17 protein-coding genes are annotated in these 20,806 nt (G+C 58.2%); 9 read left to right on the top strand and 8 right to left on the bottom strand.

Annotated elements, in window-relative coordinates:
- Window positions 1-10 precede the first annotated feature (10 nt).
- Genes uppS through ANT_RS01715 form a run of 5 tightly spaced genes read left to right on the top strand, consistent with a single transcriptional unit; the run spans window position 11 to window position 4,035 of the window.
- On the top strand, window positions 11-760 hold the full coding sequence (gene uppS, locus ANT_RS01735) for an undecaprenyl pyrophosphate synthase (RefSeq protein ID WP_013558781.1): 750 nt from the start codon (window positions 11-13) through the stop codon (window positions 758-760).
- On the top strand, window positions 750-1,574 hold the full coding sequence (locus ANT_RS01730; RefSeq protein ID WP_013558780.1) for a phosphatidate cytidylyltransferase: 825 nt from the start codon (window positions 750-752) through the stop codon (window positions 1,572-1,574). Before uppS ends, ANT_RS01730 begins: the two co-directional genes overlap by 11 nt.
- A 2-nt stretch (window positions 1,575-1,576) precedes the next feature.
- Complete coding sequence (locus ANT_RS01725; protein ID WP_013558779.1) at window positions 1,577-1,855, top strand: ubiquitin-like small modifier protein 1; 279 nt, start codon at window positions 1,577-1,579, stop codon at window positions 1,853-1,855.
- A 15-nt stretch (window positions 1,856-1,870) separates the two neighbouring features.
- Window positions 1,871-2,212, top strand: a complete 342-nt coding sequence (locus tag ANT_RS01720) for a hypothetical protein (RefSeq protein WP_013558778.1) — start codon at window positions 1,871-1,873, stop codon at window positions 2,210-2,212.
- 47 nt (window positions 2,213-2,259) lie between these two features.
- A complete protein-coding gene (locus tag ANT_RS01715) occupies window positions 2,260-4,035 on the top strand; it encodes a M3 family oligoendopeptidase (RefSeq protein WP_013558777.1) in 1,776 nt (591 codons plus the stop codon).
- Between the two features lie 72 nt (window positions 4,036-4,107).
- Here the strand turns inward: ANT_RS01715 and ANT_RS15950 are convergent, their stop codons facing one another.
- Window positions 4,108-7,518 carry a GAF domain-containing protein gene (locus ANT_RS15950; RefSeq protein WP_013558776.1) on the bottom strand — a complete coding sequence of 1,137 codons (3,411 nt, stop codon included), beginning with the start codon at window positions 7,516-7,518 and terminating at the stop codon, window positions 4,108-4,110.
- A 376-nt stretch (window positions 7,519-7,894) separates the two neighbouring features.
- Here ANT_RS15950 and ANT_RS01705 point away from each other — a divergent pair, with 376 nt between their 5' ends.
- Entirely contained in the window at window positions 7,895-9,271 is a 1,377-nt protein-coding gene (locus ANT_RS01705; protein WP_013558775.1) for a thioredoxin family protein, read from the top strand.
- Window positions 9,272-9,323: 52 nt separating this feature from the next.
- Here the strand turns inward: ANT_RS01705 and ANT_RS01700 are convergent, their stop codons facing one another.
- Window positions 9,324-10,328, bottom strand: a complete 1,005-nt coding sequence (locus ANT_RS01700; RefSeq protein WP_172634561.1) for a metallophosphoesterase family protein — start codon at window positions 10,326-10,328, stop codon at window positions 9,324-9,326.
- A gap of 356 nt (window positions 10,329-10,684) precedes the next feature.
- On the bottom strand, window positions 10,685-13,318 hold the full coding sequence (locus ANT_RS15945) for a PKD domain-containing protein (RefSeq protein WP_013558773.1): 2,634 nt from the start codon (window positions 13,316-13,318) through the stop codon (window positions 10,685-10,687).
- A 199-nt stretch (window positions 13,319-13,517) separates the two neighbouring features.
- Between ANT_RS15945 and ANT_RS01690 the strand changes: the two genes are divergently transcribed.
- Complete coding sequence (locus ANT_RS01690; protein WP_041454496.1) at window positions 13,518-14,162, top strand: NUDIX hydrolase; 645 nt, start codon at window positions 13,518-13,520, stop codon at window positions 14,160-14,162.
- Here ANT_RS01690 and ANT_RS01685 read toward each other — a convergent pair.
- Window positions 14,137-15,348: an MDR family MFS transporter gene (locus ANT_RS01685; protein WP_013558771.1), complete on the bottom strand. Its 1,212-nt coding sequence runs from the start codon at window positions 15,346-15,348 to the stop codon at window positions 14,137-14,139. The genes ANT_RS01690 and ANT_RS01685 overlap by 26 nt on opposite strands.
- Window positions 15,349-15,395: 47 nt before the next feature.
- Entirely contained in the window at window positions 15,396-15,983 is a 588-nt protein-coding gene (locus tag ANT_RS15940; protein ID WP_013558770.1) for a DUF3267 domain-containing protein, read from the bottom strand.
- A 210-nt stretch (window positions 15,984-16,193) separates the two neighbouring features.
- On the opposite strand from ANT_RS15940, the gene crcB reads away from it, so the two are divergent.
- Both crcB and ANT_RS01670 read left to right on the top strand, forming a co-directional pair.
- Window positions 16,194-16,571: a fluoride efflux transporter CrcB gene (gene crcB, locus ANT_RS01675; RefSeq protein WP_013558769.1), complete on the top strand. Its 378-nt coding sequence runs from the start codon at window positions 16,194-16,196 to the stop codon at window positions 16,569-16,571.
- A gap of 15 nt (window positions 16,572-16,586) precedes the next feature.
- Window positions 16,587-17,870 carry a DUF190 domain-containing protein gene (locus tag ANT_RS01670; protein WP_013558768.1) on the top strand — a complete coding sequence of 428 codons (1,284 nt, stop codon included), beginning with the start codon at window positions 16,587-16,589 and terminating at the stop codon, window positions 17,868-17,870.
- A 57-nt stretch (window positions 17,871-17,927) separates the two neighbouring features.
- On the opposite strand, the gene pheA is transcribed toward ANT_RS01670, so the two are convergent.
- From pheA to leuB, 3 genes are read right to left on the bottom strand one after another with little or no spacing between them, the layout of a single operon-like run.
- Window positions 17,928-18,761, bottom strand: coding sequence for a prephenate dehydratase (gene pheA, locus ANT_RS01665; protein ID WP_013558767.1), 834 nt, complete (start codon window positions 18,759-18,761; stop codon window positions 17,928-17,930).
- A 7-nt stretch (window positions 18,762-18,768) separates the two neighbouring features.
- Window positions 18,769-19,692, bottom strand: a complete 924-nt coding sequence (locus ANT_RS01660) for a branched-chain amino acid transaminase (protein ID WP_013558766.1) — start codon at window positions 19,690-19,692, stop codon at window positions 18,769-18,771.
- Window positions 19,693-19,720: 28 nt separating this feature from the next.
- On the bottom strand, window positions 19,721-20,785 hold the full coding sequence (gene leuB / locus ANT_RS01655) for a 3-isopropylmalate dehydrogenase (RefSeq protein WP_013558765.1): 1,065 nt from the start codon (window positions 20,783-20,785) through the stop codon (window positions 19,721-19,723).
- Window positions 20,786-20,806: the final 21 nt, after the last annotated feature.

Raw genomic sequence — 20,806 nt, 5'->3', positions numbered from 1 at the left:
CTAGAACCTTATGGACGTCTCAACCTCAACCCCCACCCTCACCAAAGTCCCCGTACACGTTGCCATGATTATGGACGGCAACGGACGCTGGGCGCAAAAACGCGGCTTACCCCGTCTGGCAGGTCACCGCGCCGGGACGGAAAACCTGCGCCGCATCATCCGCGCCAGCGTCGAGTTTGGCGTCAAGTACCTGACCATTTACGCCTTCTCCACAGAAAACTGGGGACGTCCTCAAGAAGAGGTGGAGGGACTGTTGCATATCCTTGAAGAGGTGATTGACCGCGAACTGGACGAACTCGACCAGCAGGGGGTGCAACTGCGCCATCTGGGTCACCTCGACCGCCTGCCCGCCATGCTTCAGGAAAAGATTATCCGCGCGGTGGAACGCACCCGCGACAACGACCGGTTGATTCTGAGCGTGGCGTTCAACTATGGCGGCAGGGATGAAATCGTCTGCGCCATCCGCGCCATGATGAGGGACAGCGTTAAGCCCGAAGAAGTGACCCCCGAACTGGTCAGCCGCTACCTCTTCACCGCCGATCTGCCCGACCCCGATCTAATCATCCGCACCTCGGGCGAGATGCGGGTGAGCAATTTCCTCATCTGGCAAAGTGCCTACTCCGAATGGTACGTCACCCCCGTCCTCTGGCCCGACTTCGACCGCGAGGAGTATCTGAAAGCGCTCATCGAGTATTCGCACCGCGAGCGTCGTTTCGGAAAATTAACCGCTCAGGACGATTCAACCGACTGTGCTTGCTAGCCTGAGTCCGCTGTCTCAACGCCTTCTGGTTGCGCTTCTGCTCATCCCCATTGGCATCGCTTTGATCTGGGTGGGCGGAGCGCCTTTTGCACTTTTCGTGGCACTGGTGCTGGGATTAGCCGCCCTGGAATATGCTCACCTGTTTGAGCATGGTGGTTTTCACCCCACGACCTGGATTCTGGCAGGGGGGAGTGCCCTCTTGCCGTTGATTCGTCTGTGGGGTGGGGATGCCTTTGCCCTGCCCGCATTGACCGCGCTCATCTTCCTCACCATGGGCTGGCAGGTTTTCACCTACCGCCACACCCACGAGACGGCTGTGCTCGACCTGAACATCACCCTGGGCGGGCTGGTGTACCTGGGGGGACTGGGCGGCTATCTGGTTTCTCTGCGGCAGTTGCCCGATGGCATGTGGTGGTTCCTGCTGGTACTGCCCGCCATCTGGTTCGCCGATGCCGGGGCGTATTTCGTGGGCAGTCGCTGGGGCAGGCACAAGATGGCACCGCACATCAGCCCGTCGAAGACCTGGGAAGGTTACCTAGGCGGGGTAGTCAGCGCTATCCTTCTAACCGCCGGGCTGGCGGCGCTGTGGAATCTGCGCATTCCCTACCTCACCCCGGCGCACGGCGCGCTACTCGGCGCAGTCATCGCTGTCCTCAGCCCATTAGGCGATTTGGGCGAGAGTCTGCTCAAACGCGGTTTTGGCGTCAAAGACTCCAGCCATCTGCTCCCCGGACACGGCGGCGTGCTCGACCGTATCGACTCGTGGTTGTGGGCAGCGCCGCTGGGTTACTATATGATTGTGTGGTTTTTTTGAGCATGGTCATTAACCTGTATGCCACCTTCCGCCTGCTGGCAGGCACCAAACAAATCCACCTCAACCTGCCCGAAAACAGCACCGTCAGGCAGGCGCTGGAAGATGCCCTGCGCATCGTTCCTGCCCTGCGCCCGCACTGGATGAACGAATCCGGCGAACTGCACGCCCACGTGCATGTGCTGGTCAACGGGCAGGATGTGGCTACGCTCCCCGAGGGGCTGGAAACGCCCCTGCAAACCAGCGCTGTGCTGGATGTTTTCCCTCCGGTTGCCGGAGGCTGACGAAAGGAGGTCACAATGGTTGTCACTGGATGGAATAACGGTGCTCACAGCCGCCACGGCGCGGGCTACGGCTTCCGTGTGCAAACGGCAGATCGCGACGCCTTCTTCCAGAAGGACTGGACAAGCATTCAGGTCGAACTGGAGGGCGAGGAAGGCACAGTGGACATTGCCCTGCCCGGCGAAGCCTTCTGGAGCGAGAACGGCGCGCCGCTGGTCAGTCCGGCAGTGGGACGCTGGCTGAGAAAAAACGGGCTGGCTCCCTGGGCGCGCGGCAACCCGCCCACCTTCATCCTTGACCCCATCGAGGGCAACCGTTTCCGTGTGCGCAAAGCCCCGCGCCAGCGCCCGGCGTTCTAAACGCCATCCCGGCAATCCACAAAATCTTTTTTTTCAACGAGGTGAACATGACTTCCCTGCCCTATCAACAAACCGCGTGGCGCCTGAGCGATCTTTCGCAGGGCACCCCCGAAGAAATCGATGCGCTTTTCCAGCAACTGGAAGCCCAAACGCAGGAATTTGAAGCCCTGCGCCCTCTGCTCACCCCCGAAATTGCGGTGGAGACCTTCCTTGACCTGATTCACAAACTGGAACGCATCACCGAAGACACCTACCGGCTGTACGGCTATGCCGGGTTATCCTTCAGCGCCAACACGCAGGATCAAAACGCGCTGACCCTGGTAGGACGCGCCGAACAGTTCCTGGCAGAACTGCAAAACCGAACCCTCTTCTTCACCCTCTGGTGGAAAGGGCTGGACGACGAGAATGCCGCGCGCCTGATGAGCCAGGCAGGAGATTACACCTACTGGCTGGAAGAGATGCGCCATCTCAAGCCCTACACCCTCAGCGAAGCCGAAGAAAAAATCATCAACCTGAAGAATGTCACCGGCGCCAGCGCCATCGAACGGCTGTACGAAACCTACACCAACCGCTACACCTTCAAACTGGAAGTGGACGGCGAGGTGAAGGAACTGACCCGCGGCGAACTGATGACCTATGTGCGCGGCGCCGACCCCGACCTGCGGGCGCGCGCCTATCAGGAACTGTACCGCGTCTATGGCAACGACGGCGCGTTCCTGGCGCAGATGTACCAGAATCTGGTGCGCGACTGGTACAACGAGAACATCACCCTGCGCGGCTACAAAAGCCCCATTGCCGTGCGCAACCTTGCCAACGATATCCCCGACGAGGTAGTGGACACCCTGCTGGAGGTGTGCCGAAAGAACACCAGCGTGTTCCAGCGGTACTTCCGCCTGAAGGCGCGCTGGCTGGGCATGGACAAACTGCGCCGCTACGACATCTACGCGCCGGTTGCCCGCGCCGATAAAGCCTACCCCTTCGAGCATGCTGCCTGGCTGGTGCTGGATTCGTTCCGTCAGTTCGACCCGCAGTTTGCTGAACTGGCACAGCGGGTGTTCGAGCATCAGCATCTGGACAGCGAGGTGCGCAAGGGCAAGCGCAGTGGAGCATTCTGCTGGTCGGTCAGTCCGCGGTTGACACCCTGGGTGCTGTTGAACTACCAGGGGCGCGCCGATGACGTAGCCACCATGGCACATGAACTCGGTCACGCCATTCACAGCATGATGGCGCAGGAACACTCCATCTTTACCTTCCACGCCTCGCTTCCGCTGGCAGAGACCGCCTCTACCTTCGGGGAGATGATGCTGGTTGACCGCCTGCTCGCCGAGGAAAGCGATGAAGCCGTGCGCCGCGATTTGCTCTTCCGCCAGGTGGACGATTCCTACGCCACCATTCAGCGGCAAGCCTTCTTTGCCCTGTTTGAGAAGGAAGCCCATGAAATGGTGCGCCAGAACGCTTCGCCCGACGAGATGGCAGAAGCCTACCTGCGCAATCTCAAAGATCAGTTTGGCGACGCCGTCGAGGTAAGCGATGAGTTCCGCTGGGAGTGGGTGTCCATCCCGCACATTTACGGCACGCCCTTCTACGTGTACGCCTATGCCTTCGGGCAGTTGCTGGTGCTTTCGCTGTACCGCCAGTTCAAGCAGGAAGGCGAGTCCTTCAAGCCGCGCCTCAAGCAGATTCTGGCGGCGGGCGGCTCGCAGTCGCCGGAGAGCATCCTGCGCAACGCTGGCGTGGACATCCGCCAGGCATCTTTCTGGCAGGGTGGCTTTGACGTCATTGCCCAACTGGTGAATCAACTGGAGCAGATTCCTCTGCCATAACATCCAGACGCTTAAACCAGTCCTCCCGCACCTGTCGGATGCGGGAGGACTTTTTGTTTTACGCAAAGCGCCTTAAAACGGCTCTTCTTCCATCATCTTCAGGAACGCCTCAACCACCTTGGGGTCGAAGTGCTTCCCCGACTGCTCGCGGATGTATTCCACGGTCTTCTCACGCGTCCAGGCTTTGCGGTAAGGGCGGTCCGAGGTGAGGGCGTCCCACACATCCACGATAGCAAAGATGCGCGCCCCCATGGGAATGGCTTCGCCTTTCAAACCGTAGGGGTAGCCGCTGCCATCCCACTTTTCATGGTGGAAGCCAGGAATCTCCAGCGCAGGCTTGAGGTACTCAATGGCTGAAAGCATCTCAATGGCGTACACCGGGTGCTGGCGCATAATCTGCCATTCCTCATCGGTCAGTGGACCGGGCTTGTGCAGGATATGGTCGGGAATGCCCATCTTGCCGATGTCGTGTAAAAGCGCTCCGCGGCGCAAATGGGTGAGCGCTTCGCCGGTGATGCCCATACGCTGAGCCAGTTTCAGGGTCAGTTGGGTAACGCGCTGGGTATGTCCCTCGGTCTCGCGGTCACGCAAATCCATGGCGCGCGACCAGCCTTCAATGGTCGTATCGTATGCCAGTAAGAGTTCCTGATTGGAGCGGCGCAATTGCTCGATCAAACGGTTGCTCTGAATCGCCAGCGCCAGTTGCCCGGCAACTGTATCCAGAAAATCTTCCCATTCGCGATTCGGGTGAAAGAGGTTGCGCATGGCAACCCCCAGCGTACCCACCAGTTCTCCATGGGCAATCAGCGGCAGAGCAAAGGCGGTTTCCAGCCCTTCACGGCGCACCAGTTCTTCCCATTCCGGGGTGATGTTGGGGTCTCCGCGCCAGAAGCGCATGGTGCGCCGCTCGGAAGCGGCTTTTCCTGCCAGGTACTCTCCCGGCTGAATAGCATGTTCCACCGTAGCCATTCCAAAAGACGCCGCCAGTTCAAGCAACTGGGTATCGGGATTGTACAGGCGAATGACCGCAGAATCCACCTTGAGGGTTTCACGGAGCAACTCCAGCGCCATGCGCAGGGTGTCGGTCAGATGGGTATTTTTAAGCACCTCGGTATCAATGCGGTGGAGCATCTCCAGACGCTGAATGTGCAGGCGCATCTCTTCATGCAGACGCATGCGCAAAATGGCGGCGCCGCCCATCTCCCCCAGGGCAGCCACCAAACTGACATCGTCCGGCTGAACCGTTTTGCCCGAGGGAAGGGTGATGGCAAACACCCCTAAAGTTTGCGTGCCTGCCTGAACAGGCACAAAGACCCCGCCGGTATTCTCCGGCACCAGACGGCGAATGGCAGGGGCGTTAAGCGGGTCTTCCTGAAGGTTATGAGTGAGATACACCTCCCGCCGCAAATACACACTGCCGGCAATGCTCTCACCGGGTTTAAGCGCAAAGGGGCGCAGGCGGGTTTGCCAGCCGGCGGCAATGGCAATGCGCAGTTCGTCGCGGGTGTTATCATACATCCAGATAGCGCCGTCCTGCGTTTCCAGCAGGTGCAGGGTTTCGGTCAGCAGAAGGTTGAGCAGTTCATCCAGCGTTTGCGCCGGGCGCAGGACATTGGAGACGTGATTGATGGCTTCCAGACGGCGCAACAGGCGCTGGGTTTGCTGGTATAAACTGGCATTGGCAAAGGCAATGGCTGCCTGATCAGCAAACAACTGCAGGCGTTCACCATCCTCTTCGCTGAACTGATTGGGGCGGTCACCATCCAGATTGAGAAATCCCACCACCTCACCCTTGACGACAATCGGCGCACCGGCATACGAACGCATCCACTCGGTGCCGGGCACGCGCACCCAATGGGGGTATTCTTCCAGACGGGGAATGATGAGCACCCTGCCAGTTTCAGCAATGGTGCGCAGGTTTTGCGTCGTGTTGAGGCTGAAGGCGATGCCTTCGGTGGGCATGTAACCGCGCTCACGATACCCCCGGGTACGGGCTACCCGCACCATGCCATCTTCTATCAGCATAATGTTACAGGCACTGGCGGGGACTACCTTCTCAAGGTTCTCCAGGATGCGATCCAGCAGTTCATCCAGTTCCAGGGTGCTGGCAAGCGAAAGAGCCGTTTCCCGCAGGGTCTCTGCCAGCAGGCGCTGTTCGCGCTCGTTCTTCTCCATGCGCTTGCGCAAAGTGATGTCGCGCACAATGGCCTGAAGCAGGGTTTGCCCTTCCAGATTCAAAGCGCTCAGGCTGACTTCGGCGTCGAAAGGCGTGTGATCCTTGCGCAAGTGTACCCACTCGAACAGTTGTGGTTGGCCCATCACCGCCAGATGAATTAATTCTCTGGCTTTTACATCCGATGGCATACCGTCAGGTTGCTCGGGCGGGGAAACCTCGAAAGGCGTCTTGCCCAGCAATTCCTCACGGCTGTACCCGAACAGTTCTACCGCTCTGGGGTTACATTCAATGAAGCGTTCACCCTCTATGATGAATACCGCATCGTAAGCATTTTCAAACAGGGTACGGTAACGCAGTGTACTGCGCAAACGCTCGGAAATGTCCTGAATCACCGCCAGAAAGACCTGTTCGTTGCCCACCTTCACCAGTTGCAAATGCACCTCAACCGGGTACGTAGAGCCATCGGCGCGGCGGTGACGGGTTTCAAAAACGATTACGGGGGTTTGTCCTTTCAGTAAGGGTTGAATAAGTTCCCGAAAGGTTGCCAGATTGTATTCCGGCTTGATGTTTACCGGCGTCATGGTGCGCATTTGCTCCAGGGTATAGTCCAGATTGCGCAAAGCCGCCGCATTGACGTACTCGAAACGCAGGGTATTGGGATGGAACAGGTAGATTTCGTTAAGACTGCTCTCCAGCACTGCCAGCAGGCGCTCACGCTCACGGCTGGCGCGCTGACGCTGAAAGTTCAGTGAGAGGATTTCACCTACCAGCAGGGTAGCAACGGGGTAAATGATCAGCACCGGCAGGGTGATCTCGGCAAGCACCGGGCGCGCCAGACTACCCGGCAGGGTGTACATCCACAAGAGCATATTCAGATGCACCACCCAGCCAAACAGGTAAAGTTCCCACCATGCCATCTTCTCCAACGCGCGGCGGCGCAGGTAACGCCACACCCAGCCAATCAGCGCTGAGGTGAAGATGACCATCACTCCCGTCAGCGCACCGCCCCCGCCCAGATACAGCCGGTAAGCCGCGGTGAGTCCCACGGCAATCAGGGTGGGCAGAAAGCCAAAAAACAACCCGCTGATACTGATCAATACCGAGCGGGTATCGAAAATCACCCCATCAATGAGAGGGAATGCCGTGAGGATAATGGCAATGCCAATTCCCCCGAGGACAATGCCCGAAATCACCTGCCGCAGTCGCGAAGCCCCCCTGCCCTGAAGCAGAATCAAATCATACAGGACGCTCATCCCCAGAAGCAATGTCGCATTGAAGAGCAATCCATGCCAGGTGGGCTGGTTCATGCCACTGGCTCCTTTCTATCGAAACCTTATGGGGCCGCTCCTGAACTACCCTGTCACTCCCATAATGTTTATACCAGATGAAAACGTTTTTTAATCCAAATAATCCTTACAAAACGATAACAAATCCTGTCCAGAATCGTGTATTTATCTCCATATAGGGGAACACAGTTAAGGGAAGATTTTTACCGCAAAGGCGCTGAGTGTGCCAGGAAAATTTAACCTGAACCATGTCCGCAGGATCTCTTTGATTTCAGTTTTATTAAACATGATCCAAAGTAGGGAGTTTAACTTTTCTGCGAATCTGAAAGTTTTTTAATCTTCTAAATTCGCTCTGGATTTTTTATGGTTTAATAAGGAACATCGGAGGAAGAGGACTATGCACAAAATCCGTCGCTGGTTACCGCTGATGCTTTTGTTCCTGCTGGGGGCTGTGATGCTGTTCTCGCAACCGGTGCAGGCGCAGGGGCAAAAGGTCATCCTGTACTTCTTCTGGGGGGATGGCTGTCCACACTGCGCCAGGATGAAACCCTTCCTGGAAGAACTGGAAAAACGCTACCCCGATCTGGAAGTGCGCCGCTTTGAAGTCTGGCATGACGATGAAAATCTGAAAAAATTTCAGAAAATGATTGACGCTTACCAGATTCAGGGCGCAGGCGTTCCCACCACGTTTATCGGTGATCGCTACTGGGTAGGCTACAACGAACAGATTGGGGCAGAGGTCGAAGAAGCCGTCAAAGCCTGCCTGCAAACCGGCTGTAAGGATGCCGCCGAGGGCATTTTAACGCCTGTGGAAAACCCCTCAACCGAAAAGCCCGCCCCACGTCCAGCCATTGATCCGAACAATCCCTCGGTCATCAACCTGCCGATTCTCGGTCAGGTGGACTTGAAATCGCAATCTCTGCTGGTAAGCACTCTGCTCATTTCCTTTGTGGACGGCTTTAACCCCTGCTCGGTGTGGGTGCTGACCATGCTTCTGGCACTCACCCTGCGCACCGGCTCGCGCAAGAAGATTGTCATCATCGGGCTGGTGTTCCTGACTGTCACCGCCGGGATTTATGCCCTGTTCATTGCCGGGCTGTTCACGGTGTTCAACATCATCTCGTTTGTCGGCTGGGTGCAGGTGATTGTCGCCCTGGTAGCCATCTTCTTCGGCGCGGTGAACATCAAGGATTACTTCTGGTACAAGGAAGGCATTTCCTTCACCATCGCCGATGAAAAGAAACCCGGCATTGCCCGCGGCATCCGCCGCGTGCTGGATGCCGGCGATAACTTCTGGGCAATGGTGGGCGGCACGGTGGTGCTGGCGGCAGGCGTCTCGCTGGTGGAGTTTTCCTGCACGGCGGGCTTCCCGGTACTGTGGACGAACCTGCTCACCGCCCAAAAGGTGACTGCGCTGACCTTTGTGGCGCTTCTGCTGGTGTACATGATCATTTATCAATTGGATGAACTGGGCATTTTCTTTGCCGCTGTGTTTACCCTCAAAGCCAGCCGCCTGGAAGAAAAGGAAGGGCGCATCCTCAAACTCATCGGCGGTACGCTGATGCTGGCGCTGGCGGGAGTCATGCTCATCAATCCCGCCCTGATGAACGACCTCGGCGGGGCGGTGATTGTCTTCCTGATTGCCTTTGCCGTCGCCGGGCTGATTTTACTGGTGCACCGCGTCATCCTGCCGCATTACGGCATCTGGATTGGCACCGAAGCCGAAGGGCGCAAACGCGCTGCGGCACGCCGGGCGCGCAGTAAACGCCACTAATTCCCGCTTTTCCTGATTTCTCCCGCAGACGCTCCCTGCGGGAGTTTTTTTCTCAGGGGTGGCACTCATCAGAGCCGGAATCAATCACACGGGCGCCATCCACCGAGAGGAACTGCCACTCGTAGCGGTCGGGGTAGAGGATGAACACCAGCACCCCAAACGTGTCGTTGTAGCGCACCTCGCTGAGCGGATGGATTTCCTCATACCCGCGCAAACTCACCCCGCCCGTCCCGGCGATGAACTGGCGGATACCCCGAAGATCGTCGCGCTCGCCCTCGGGGGATTGCGGAGCAAAACGCTCGTAGTGATGATCATGCCCGCTGACCACCACCTCGGCGCCGAAGTCGTACAGCGCTCGCCAGAAGGCATCGGTGCGGGCATCGCTCCCGTGCCAGCCGGACGACCAGCGCGGATGATGCCAGTATGCCAGGGTACAGCGGTTGGGGTGGGAAAGCAGGTCTTCCCTCAGCCAGCGTTCCTGTTCCGAATCCGCTCCGCACCCGCCGGCGTACTCACAGTTGCTGTTCAGGGCAAGGATGTGCCAGGCACCCAATTCGTAACTGTAATAGCCTCTGCCGGGCGGACCGGCACGCTCCCCAAAATAGGCAAAGTAAGGCGCACCCTCATCCGTGCCGTAATCGTGATTGCCCGGTGCAGGGTGCAGACGAGACATCAACCTGCCCCAGGAAGCGTCGAAACACTGCCGATATTGGATGGGCTTGCCCTGCTCATTGGAGTTATCGCCAGCGGTGAACACCTCGCCGGGGAGATTCATCAGCAATTGCGCGGTCTGGTCATCGCCGTCCTGCCCGCAGATCGAAATATCGCCTGCCCCCGCCAGCACTGCCGGGGTTGGCGTCGGGGTGAAGGTAGGGGTCAGGGTTGCCGTTGGCGACGGCGATGCTGTGAGGGTGGGAGAAGGGGTATCGCTGGGGGGAAAGGTCATGCTGGGCAGGAGAGGGGAAGCGGAAGGCACAACCGGCACAGCGCCTTGGGGGGCACATCCTGCCAGCGCCAGAAAAAAGAGGAACAACCACAACCAGAATTGCCTGGGCATGGAAGGTATTATAGCCCAGGGGCAGGGAAGGCGCACGGGCAATGTCATCGCAAGGGTTGTGCCCGTCAGAAGTGACACTTCCCTGCCCGTTACGGGAGATGGCTTCGGACACTCTGCGCCCTTGCCGTAATTTCTGAATCGTGTTGCATTCGTCAGGACAGCACAGCGCACCCCTCGACGCCTTCGATGATCTCAGGCTACCGCTCGGGGTGCGCCAATGGTCTTCGCACTTTACGCCCTGGAAGTGACAGGGTATTTATCGACAAAGCACAACAGCCTCGCAGGGCGTTGAGCGCAGGCTTCGACAGGCTCAGCCTGGGCTGTCCCACGGCATCAGGCGGGCAACAACAACCCGTTTACGGTGGCGGCGTCCCGCCTTTGATATACGCCCTGTTCACGCACAGCACATCGGCGGTGATGAGTTCATCGCGCCCGTGCGTGAGGAAATTGGCATTCACCATCCATACCTTGACCGACGAATCAGGATGAGGGCGCATGTTGGCGGTAAACACAATGGGATGCGTGCCATTTTCATCAATGTCGCCGTACTTGAAGGCAATCCCCGCTACCCCGCAGGCATAATCCTCGGTCGAAATCGAGGTTAGGTAAGCAGGCGGAGAGAAATGCTCAATGGTATCGGTCTTGAACACGGGGTTATCGGTAGCGAGGAAAGCCCCTTTCTTGAGACACAGCACTTCTACATCCCAGCGTTCCTCAGGCTTTTCTGAATGGGTAATGAAATCCACCACAATCTGCCACTCCGGGCCGCTCCCATCCATGCGCGCCTGCCAGAGGACTTCGTGCGTTCCATATTCGTAAATATCGCCGTTCAATGCCATCTGCCCGACAATGCCGCAGAAGTAGTAATCGGCGGTGAAAATGCCGGTATTGTGTTTCTCTCCGCCTTCAAGGGAGCGGAATTCTTTATAGAGAAATGCCCCGCCCTCGCTCTTGCGGTTGAGACACAGGATGTCCACACCCCATTTCTCATTCGTGTTATGCGAGCGAAAATCGGCATCCAGCCACCAGCCTTCCTTGCCCAATGCCGGACTGTACTGGCGGAAGAGGTAGGCTTTGAGAATATCGCCCGTGCCATTTTCCTGAATATCCCCGCTGAGGGCTTCCATCCCGATCACCCCGCAGACGTATTTCTCGTAAGGCACCTGGATATCCAGTTTCTGCCCGCCGTTGAGGGTGAAGTTCAACGTATAGGCTTCAATGTCCTGCAGGATGGAGAACAGCGGCGGAAGGATGAACCCCGGGCGCGGCAAACGCACAATTTGAAAGGCGTTGATGTACCCCCGGCGGGTTTTGGTGCTGGTTTCGCCCATACTATTTGTCACCGTCAGGGTGACATCGTACAGGTTGTTGGCGCTGTAGGTGTGGGTGGGGTTGCGCTGATCGGATGTCGAGCCGTCACCAAAGTCCCACTGCCAGGCAATAATGTTACTCCCCGTAGAGGTATCCCGGAAGGCAACCGTGAGCGGCGATTTGCCGCTGGTGGGGTCGGCAACGAAATCGGCTTGCAGTTTTTCATAAACCAGGATGCGGTCCGCGCCGGTTTTGGCGGCGGTTTGCCCGTCCTTGCTCACCCGCAGGGTGACGGTGTAGCCCTCGGGACGCGGAACCATGTACACATGGATGGGATTTTGCTCGGTCGAGCGTTCGCCATCGCCAAAATCCCACTCCCATGCAGTAGGCGCACCGGAAGAGCGGTCGGTGAACTCCACAATCAGCGGAGCAACCCCCTGCCGGACAGAGAACGAGAAATCAGCCACCAGCGTCTCGCCCACCGAAAGCACCTGCGACACCGAAGACGACCCCAGAGGATTGGAAACAGTCAACTGCACGGTGTACGAGCGTGATTCAAGGAAAGTATGGGTGGGATTGCGTTCGTTAGAGGTCGAGCCGTCGCCAAAGTCCCACTGCCACTGCGAGGGACTGCCCTCGGAAGTATCGGTGAACTGCACGGTGAGCGGAGCATTACCGCCGGTAGGGGTGAAGGTGAAGCGCGCCACCGGAGCGCCTTCGTTGGGGAAGAGGATGGCTACCCCGCTGGTTTCCGGCTCGTTGGGCCACTGGAAGACAATGCGCGAACGCGGCGGGATGGCGCTGAAATCCAGCCCCTGCAGGTTGAGTTGAATCTGATACGGGCTGGTGCGGTAGGGGTAGAGAGTCAGATTGGGAAGCGGGTTGCCCGCTTCGTCGGCGATGTAGGCACGCGGCGAGTTGGCATCGGTGTAGTTGTAGCCGGTCAGGGTGAGGATGCCCATCTCGAAGAGCATGCGGTCGCCCACCTTCACCAGGTCAATGCGTTCGGGAATGACCTGACACACCCACGGCGTGGGAATCGGCTCGGCGGCAGTGCCGCCTGCCAGGATGTTGCGCAGTCTGCCCACAAGGCTGTGCCCGATAAATTCCTGCAGGGTGGCTCCGGCTTTGGAGCCGAGGAAATCCACGTTACAGCGAAATTCTGTGCCTGCCATGGCGGTCATCTGTTGCATGTTCAGGCGGGCTTCTGCCATGACTACCTTGATTTCATCTGCCATCCTGCCCGCCAGTGTGCCGCCGGAGCGCTCCAGCGTACGGATGATTTCGGTGGCAGAATTCTCCCAGTTGCCGGGCATGCGGTCAATAGTATCCACCATACCGTTCAGCGTGCTGAGGGTGTCCTCATCCAGCCCAATTTTCACCCCGTCTTCCACCACCCGCAGAAGGCTATCCACCCGCTTGAGGGTGGCTTCGTCAAACCCGGCTTTCACCCCCTGCCGGATGGTCTCGTTCAGTTCTCGGATGACCTGACGGGTTTCGGGACCAATTTCCATGCCGGTTGCCAGGGTCTGGTTGACGGCATCAATGCGCGCCAGCGTATCCGGTCCCAGTTCGCTGGAAGTTTCGATTTCGGCTTTTAAACCAAAATTGAAATCAGAGGGTATACATCCCCCCAGCAAGAAAGTCATCAGCAAAAAAATGCAAAAAAAGCGTTTCATTTACCCCTCCCCTTGGGACTGACAGGCTTACCACATTTTTATACTTTTAAGATTTTTTTATCTTATTATATACTTTTATACCTTCCCCATCCTCAACGAATTCCCCCGAGGAATAAACTCTTCATCGTTCCTGCAGGTTTTTTCAGATTCTCACCCCGGCGGTTCATTCCTCTCCCAGGGCTGATTTATAATGAGTCTCATGGATGAAGTTCTCCCCCACGTGGATGTGCGCGTGGTCGCATTTTGCCTGTTAAAGGAACGCCTGCATGTGCTGGTCTGCTCCGCCTCTGCCAACGGTTACGAACTGCCCGGCGCGCCGGTGCTGTTGAATTGCTCGCTGGAAGAAACTGCCGCCCGTCGGCTTGGCGAATTGACCGGCATCCGCGAGACCTACCTGGAGCAGTTGTACACCTACGGCGAGCCTCAGCGGGCAAACCCGCGCCTCATCTCGGTGGCGTATTTTGCCCTGTTACCCGCCAACCGCCTGAGCAAAACCCCACCGCACCCTGCCTGCTGGTTTGCCGTGGATGCCCTTCCCGCACTCACTGGCGACCATGCCGAAATTATTGCCTACGCCCTGCGGCGTCTGCGCTACAAACTGGAGTACTCGGCGGTGGGCTTCCAACTCTTACCCGAACGCTTCACCCTCTCCGAACTCCAGCGCACCTATGAAATGATCCTGGGAGAAAAACTGGATAAACGCAACTTCCGGCGGCGTATCTTACGCGCAGGTATCATCGAGCCAACAACAGAGTGCCGCACCGGCGAGGGCAGACCCGCCCGCCTGTACCGCTACCGCCCGGATGCCGTTGCCGAGGTCAAAGCCCGGCGGCTGTTTCCGTAACTTCGGCAGGGATTCTCTGCCTCATCCGCAGGAACAACAAAGAGGAAAGACTTCCCACCAGCGTGCCGCCCAGCCACATGGCGCGCGCCCCCAGCCATTCATACAAATTACCGCCCACCAGCGGGCTGATGCCCGCCGAGACGCCCCAGGTCAAACCATACAGGGACATGTAACGTCCGCGCATGTGCGCCGGCGCCAGGTTGGCGGCAAAGGTGCTGGAAGTAGGCACAATGATGAGTTCCCCAATCGTCATCACCACCATGCACGTCCAGAATGCCCAATAGGTGGTGGAAAAGGCAATGCCCAGCGCTGCCAGGCCGTAGAGGAAGGCCCCCAGCGCCATCATGCGCCGCGGCTCATAGCGCTGGGTGATTTTCGACACCCCATACTGGAAAAACACCACCATCAGCGCGTTGGTGGTGGGAAGCCAGCCGTACAGGCTCTCAGAGATGCCATAAGCGCGCTTGACATGCGCCGAAAGCAAGACCCAGATGAGCGCCGCCACCATCTGATTGAGGGTGAACGCCACCAGAAAGGCGCGGTAAAGGCGGTCGGAAAGCACCTGCCCATACCCGCCCAACGGTTCGCTTTGCGGCTCAGGCGCGCCCTGAGGCAGAGTTTCGCGGGCAAATAGCAGGACCAGCAAGCCATAGGTTGCCAGTCCAGCCGCCGCGCAGTAAAAGGCGATGCCATACGAACGCGAAGCGATGAACCCGCCAATGGCAGGGCCCAGCGCCACCCCCACGTTATTGCTCATGCGCATCAGGGCATAGGCATTGGTGCGCCACTGCGGCGGGATGAGGTCTGCCAGCATGGCATCGGCGCCCACGCGGTAAATGGGATTGAACGTGCCGTTGACCGCCATCGCCAGAGCAAAAGCGGGCAGGGTCTCGGCACGGCTCAACAGCAGGTAGCCCCCGCCGTTAATGAGCAAACTGACTGCCATTGCCCACTTGCGTCCCAGCCGATCAACGATGGGACCGGCAATAAACGAAGACATCAATCCCATGAAGGAACTGAGCGTCATCAGCAAAGTTACCGTACCGAGGGGAAGAGAGAGCTTCTCGCTGGCGTAAATCATCAGGAAGGGCCAGATCATGCTGGCGCCGGTAGTGCTGATTAACATGCCAGCAAACATCAGCCAGAACTGACGGGGGTAAGGATGGGAATGCAGGCGGGAAAGCATGCGTCAGTCTCCGTGAGGATTGTACCACAAGCCCATCCACAGGGTATTTACCCGATGGGCAGGAAGATGCGCACACCGTCAATCTCATCGGCTACATAAGCCGTTGGGGGGTAGCGAAGCAAAACCGCAGTGATGAAGACATCCCCCGCCGAACTTGCCCCATTGATCATAAAAGCAAGAAACGCCACAGAAAGCCAGAACTCCCCGCGCAGGAAAACAGCCATCAGCGGGAACAGGATGCTCAGCACCACCAACGGCGCCAGTAAAAACACCAGAAATACCCAGCGCTTGAATGCCATTCCCTTCACGGTGGTGTAAAACGCCAGGGCTTTCCAGAGCACGCCAAACTGCGGCTTGCCGCCAAATGCCCTGACTGCCAGCGCATGTACCCCCTCATGGAGCAAAACGGTGATAACAGATGCCAGCAGCACTCTGGGGATGGTGATTATTAGGGAATCCTTTGAATAACCCAGAGCGATCATCAACCCAACAGCGATTAACCACCAGAGCGGCAACAAACCCAACGCCAGCAGGTTTGCCTGAAGGATGCGTTTACGGCTGGCGGTGATTCTCCAGTACTCCACCTGGCAGTATTGAGGCGGTAAATCGGGAATGGACACAACAGGCGGGAGCATAATTCCTTCCTATCCATTGTTGCGTGGTTTTCCTTTGATTGTATATTCATTTCTACTCTCTTCCACTTCAGAGGGACAATTTTTTGATATAATCTCCCTGTGCGATGAGGCTCGCACGGAGTTTCTCCGAACCGCCGTAAGGATGATAGCCTCTGCCTGAACCGCTTTCGGGCAGGGGTTTTTTATTGGGCAAACGAGGTGAAGCAAAGCATGGATCGCATCTTGTGGATTTCAATTGGTGCTGTTTTCGGCGCTAACGCCCGCTACTGGCTGGGCGTGTGGGCGGCGCAACGCTGGGGAACCACCTTTCCCTGGGGAACGCTCATCATCAACCTGAGCGGCAGTTTTCTGCTGGGTCTGTTCATGACACTGGTCACCGGACGCTACCCCGTTGACCCGCACTGGCGTTTACTGGTGGCGGTGGGCTTTTTTGGAGCCTATACCACCTTCTCCACCTTCACCTATGAAAGCATCAACCTGTTTCTCAAAGGGCAATGGCTGGCAGGACTGTTGAACGTGGTGGGAAGCGCCGTACTGGGACTGCTTGCCGCAGGAATTGGAGTATATTTAGGAAAAGCGCTTTCCTGAGACTGGAGGTAAATCATGGAAACTCCGCAAACTCGAGAAGGCTTGAGATTGCGCATTTATCTGGGCGAAAGCGACCGCTGGCGCGGTAAACTGCTGTACAACGCCATCCTGGACGTCCTGCGCCAGCAAAAAATAGCCGGTGCCACCGTTCTGCGCGGCATCAGCGGGTTTGGCGCACATGCTTATTTACGCTCAACAGACCTGGAAGTGCTCTCCAGCGACCTGCCCATCATTATTGAGGTAGTGGACACCCCCGAAAAAATCCACAACGCGCTGGAAACCATCTCTCCCATGGTTCAGGAAGGCATGATTACCCTGGAAGAGGTGCGCATTCTCAAATACACCCAGCGCCACCTCAACCCCCTGCCCGCCGAACGCCTGGTGCGTGAAGTGATGACCCGCGATGTCGTCCACCTGATGCCGGAGATGAACGTACGGCAAGCCTGGCAGAAAATGCTGGAAAGCGGCGTTAAAGCCATGCCAGTCGTGGACAGCGAGCGCCGTGTGGTAGGCATCCTCACCAGCGAAGACCTGCTGGAGCGCGGAGTCATCCGCCAGAGGCTTTCGGTGGCGGTGCGGCTGGACGAAGCAGAAATTCAGGAAGAACTGCGCCTGCTCAGCGCCTCGCCCCTCACGGTGAAAGACGTCATGACCCAACCCGTCATCACCGCGCGGGAGGATGAACACCTGGGCAATGCCGTGCGCCGCATGATTGACAAAGGCTTAAAGCGTATGCCGGTGGTCAATGCCGGAAATCAACTGGTGGGCATGCTCTCACGTCTGGATATTTTGCGCCAGGTGAGCGGTTCTCCCACCCTGCCCTCCAGTGCCGCCGCTGTGCGCGGTGCGGTGCGCACCGTCGGCGAAGTCATGCGTACCGATTTGCCCGTCATCCGCCTGACCGAACGTCTGGATACCCTGCTGGAAAAATTTGCCGCCTGCGATTCCAACCGTCTGTTGGTGGTGGATGAACAAAACAAACCCGTGGGGGTTATCAGCGACTCAGACGTGGTAGTTCGGGTAGAAGCGGCTCAGCGCAAGGGCATCCTGCAAGCTTTGCGGCGCTTGACCTCGCCACCCCCGCTCAAAGTCACCGCCGAAGACCTCTACTCCCCCGGGGTGTTGACCGTCCCCACTGATGCCCCCATTGCCTCTGCCGTCCAGACCATGCTGGCAGAAGGGCGCAAGGTGCTGGCAGTGGTGGACAAACAGGGTACTCTGCTGGGCATTGTGGATCGCCAGTCTTTGCTGGAAGCCCTGTTTGCCGACTTCGCGGAGATTCCCGGAAACGAAGAATAAGGGAAGGCCAGTCCGCCCGCAGGGAAGCCTGCGGGCGGATGGCTTGGGAGGAGGGAATCAGGATGAAAAGGGTTCAGTAAAGCGATGCCGGGGATACGCCCCCAATACCCTTAAGAAGGTAGCAAATTCATTCAGGTTATGCAGGGCATTCTGCACCCGCGTTTCTTCTGTAGAACCTGCCAGGTCAATGTAAAACAGGTATTCCCACGGCTTACCTACCAGAGGACGGGATTCGATTTTAGTCAGGTCAATCTCCCGCAGGGCAAACACGCTGAGGGCTTTGAACAGCGCGCCGGGGGCATTCTGCAGGGCAAAGACGATGGAGGTCTTGGCATCCCCGCGCGGATGCACCGGCTCTGCTGCCACGATGAGAAAGCGGGTGAAGTTCAGCGGGTTATCCTCAATGGCTTCGGCAAGGATGGACATGCCGTACAACTGTGCCGCCCGCCGCGAGGCAATGGCAGCGCGGCGCGGGTTGCCCTCTGCCTGCACCAGACGCACCGACCCGGCGGTATCGTACACCGGCTCGGTCTTCACCCCCAGGCGGCGGAGCGTGCCATCGCATTGCGCCAGCGCCTGCGGATGGCTGATGACGCTCTCAATTTCCTCCAGCCGCGCCCCGGGCAACCCAATCAGACAGTGCGAAACGCGCAGGTGATGCTCGCCCACCACGTACAGGTCGTTCTGCAAGAGCAGGTCATAATTGCGGTGAATGCTCCCCGCCAGCGAGTTTTCGATAGGTAGGAAACCATAGCGGGCATTGCCCTCCGCCACCGCCTGGAACACCTGCTCAAAAGTCTCGCAGGGCAGGCTCTGCGCCTGCCCCCCAAAATGCTCCAGAAGGGCAGCTTCGGAGTAAGCCCCGGGTTCGCCCTGAAATGCCACTTTCATCTTTGCATCACTCGTTCACGGTTGTCAGCCAGTGGGCATAACGCGGGTCCTCGCCATGCACCACCGCATGGAAGGCTTTCTGCAGGGCATGGGTTACCGGACCGCGCCGCCCATTCCCGATGGTGCGAAAATCAATCTCGGTCACCGGCACCACCTCCGCCGCCGTGCCGCTGACAAAGCACTCGTCGGCAATGTAGAGGTGGTCGCGGCTTAACTGCGTTTCCACCACCGTGTAGCCCAAATCGCGCGCCACGGTGATGAGCGCATCGCGGGTGATGCCTTCCAGCACCGCCCAGGTGCCGGGAGTGTAAATCACTCCGTTGCGCACAATAAACAGGTTTTCCCCTGTACACTCGGCAACGTAGCCCTGCGGGTCGAGCATGATGGCTTCATCAAATCCCAGACGCACCGATTCGGTCTTTGCCAGCACACTGTTGGCATAATTGCCGGTAATTTTGGCTTTGGTCATCATCACGTTGGGATGATGACGCGTGTATGAGGAAATGTTCATGCGCGCGCCTTTTTCCAGGGCTTCCTCGCCCAGGTATGCCCCCCAGTACCAGGCGGCGATGCCCACCCGCGCCCAGCCCTGATCCAGATTGAGGTTCTTGACCTTGCTGTCAAAGAAAATCAGCGGGCGGATGTAGCAGGACGTAAGGCGGTTAGCGCGCACTACCGTCTTGCAGGCTTCGCCCAACTGCTCAGCTGTGTAAGGCAGATCGCGAAAGCCCAGAATGCGTGCCGAGTCGATGAGACGCTCCATGTGTTCGGCAAGGCGGAAGATGGCGGGACCGCGCGGTGTCTCGTAACAGCGGATACCTTCGAACACCCCTAATCCATAGTGCAGTGCCGAAGTCATGAACGGCAGGGTGGCTTTTTCGCTCTCCACCAGTTCGCCGTCCAGCCAGATGTACTCCTGTGAGTCGGTCATGAGGTATTCTCCCTGAGGTGTGGTAATTTTAGAAAGCCAGACGCTGTAATACGGCGTCGGTCATCTCTGCAGTGGTGAGGCTGCCGCCCAGGTCACGGGTGCGACAGCCCTCGGCAAGCGCACGCTCCACTGCCTGTTCAACGGCGCGCGCCCCCTGTTCCAGTTGAAAGGAATAACGCAGCATCATCGCCACGCTGAGGATGGTGCCCAGCGGGTTGGCAATGCCCTGCCCGGCGATGTCCGGCGCCGAGCCGTGAATGGGTTCATACAGCCCCGGTGTAGCCTTCCCCAGCGAGGCAGAAGGCAGTAAGCCCATCGAGCCTGACAGCACGGCGGCTTCATCGGTGAGGATATCGCCGAACATGTTCTCGGTGACAATGACATCAAACGCCGCCGGTTGAGACACCAGGCGCATTGCCGCCGTATCCACCAGCACGGTTTCCAGCGTCACCTGTGGGTAGCGGCTTGCCATATCGGTGGCAATTTGCCGCCACAGGCGCGAGGACTCCAGCACGTTGGCTTTATCCACCAGCGTCAGTTTGCCACGGCGCGACTGCGCCAGTTGAAAGGACAGGTCGAGGATGCGCTCAATTTCGTAATCCCAGTACTCCAGCGTGTCCACCGCCCGCACGCGCCCGTTCTCTTCGAAGCGCCCCTTGGGTTGACCAAAGTACAGCCCGCCGGTCAGTTCGCGTACCACCAGCAAATCCACCCCCTGCAGTTTCTCTGCGCGCAGGGGCGAGGCATCCACCAGCGTGGGATAGACGCGCACCGGGCGCAGGTTGGCAAACACCCCCAATCCTTTGCGCAGTGCCAGTAAGCCCTGCTCTGGACGCACCGGCGCCGCGGGGTCATCCCATTTAGGACCGCCCACCGCCCCCAGCAGGACGGCATCGGCGCGCTGGCAGGCATGCAGGGTGTCCTGGCTCAGTGCCGTGCCCTGCGCATCCATCGCACACCCGCCGATGAGATGCTCTTCATACGTCAGGGTGAGATTCAACCGCCCCGCAACGGCATCCAGTATCCGCTTTGCCGCAGATACCACTTCGGGTCCAATGCCATCGCCGGGAAGAAGGACAATGTGTTTGTGCATGGATGAGATTTCCCTTCGTTG

This window comes from Anaerolinea thermophila UNI-1 (assembly GCF_000199675.1).
Classification (GTDB): Bacteria; Chloroflexota; Anaerolineae; order Anaerolineales; family Anaerolineaceae; genus Anaerolinea; species Anaerolinea thermophila.
This window is presented reverse-complemented; position numbering and strand designations above follow the sequence as displayed.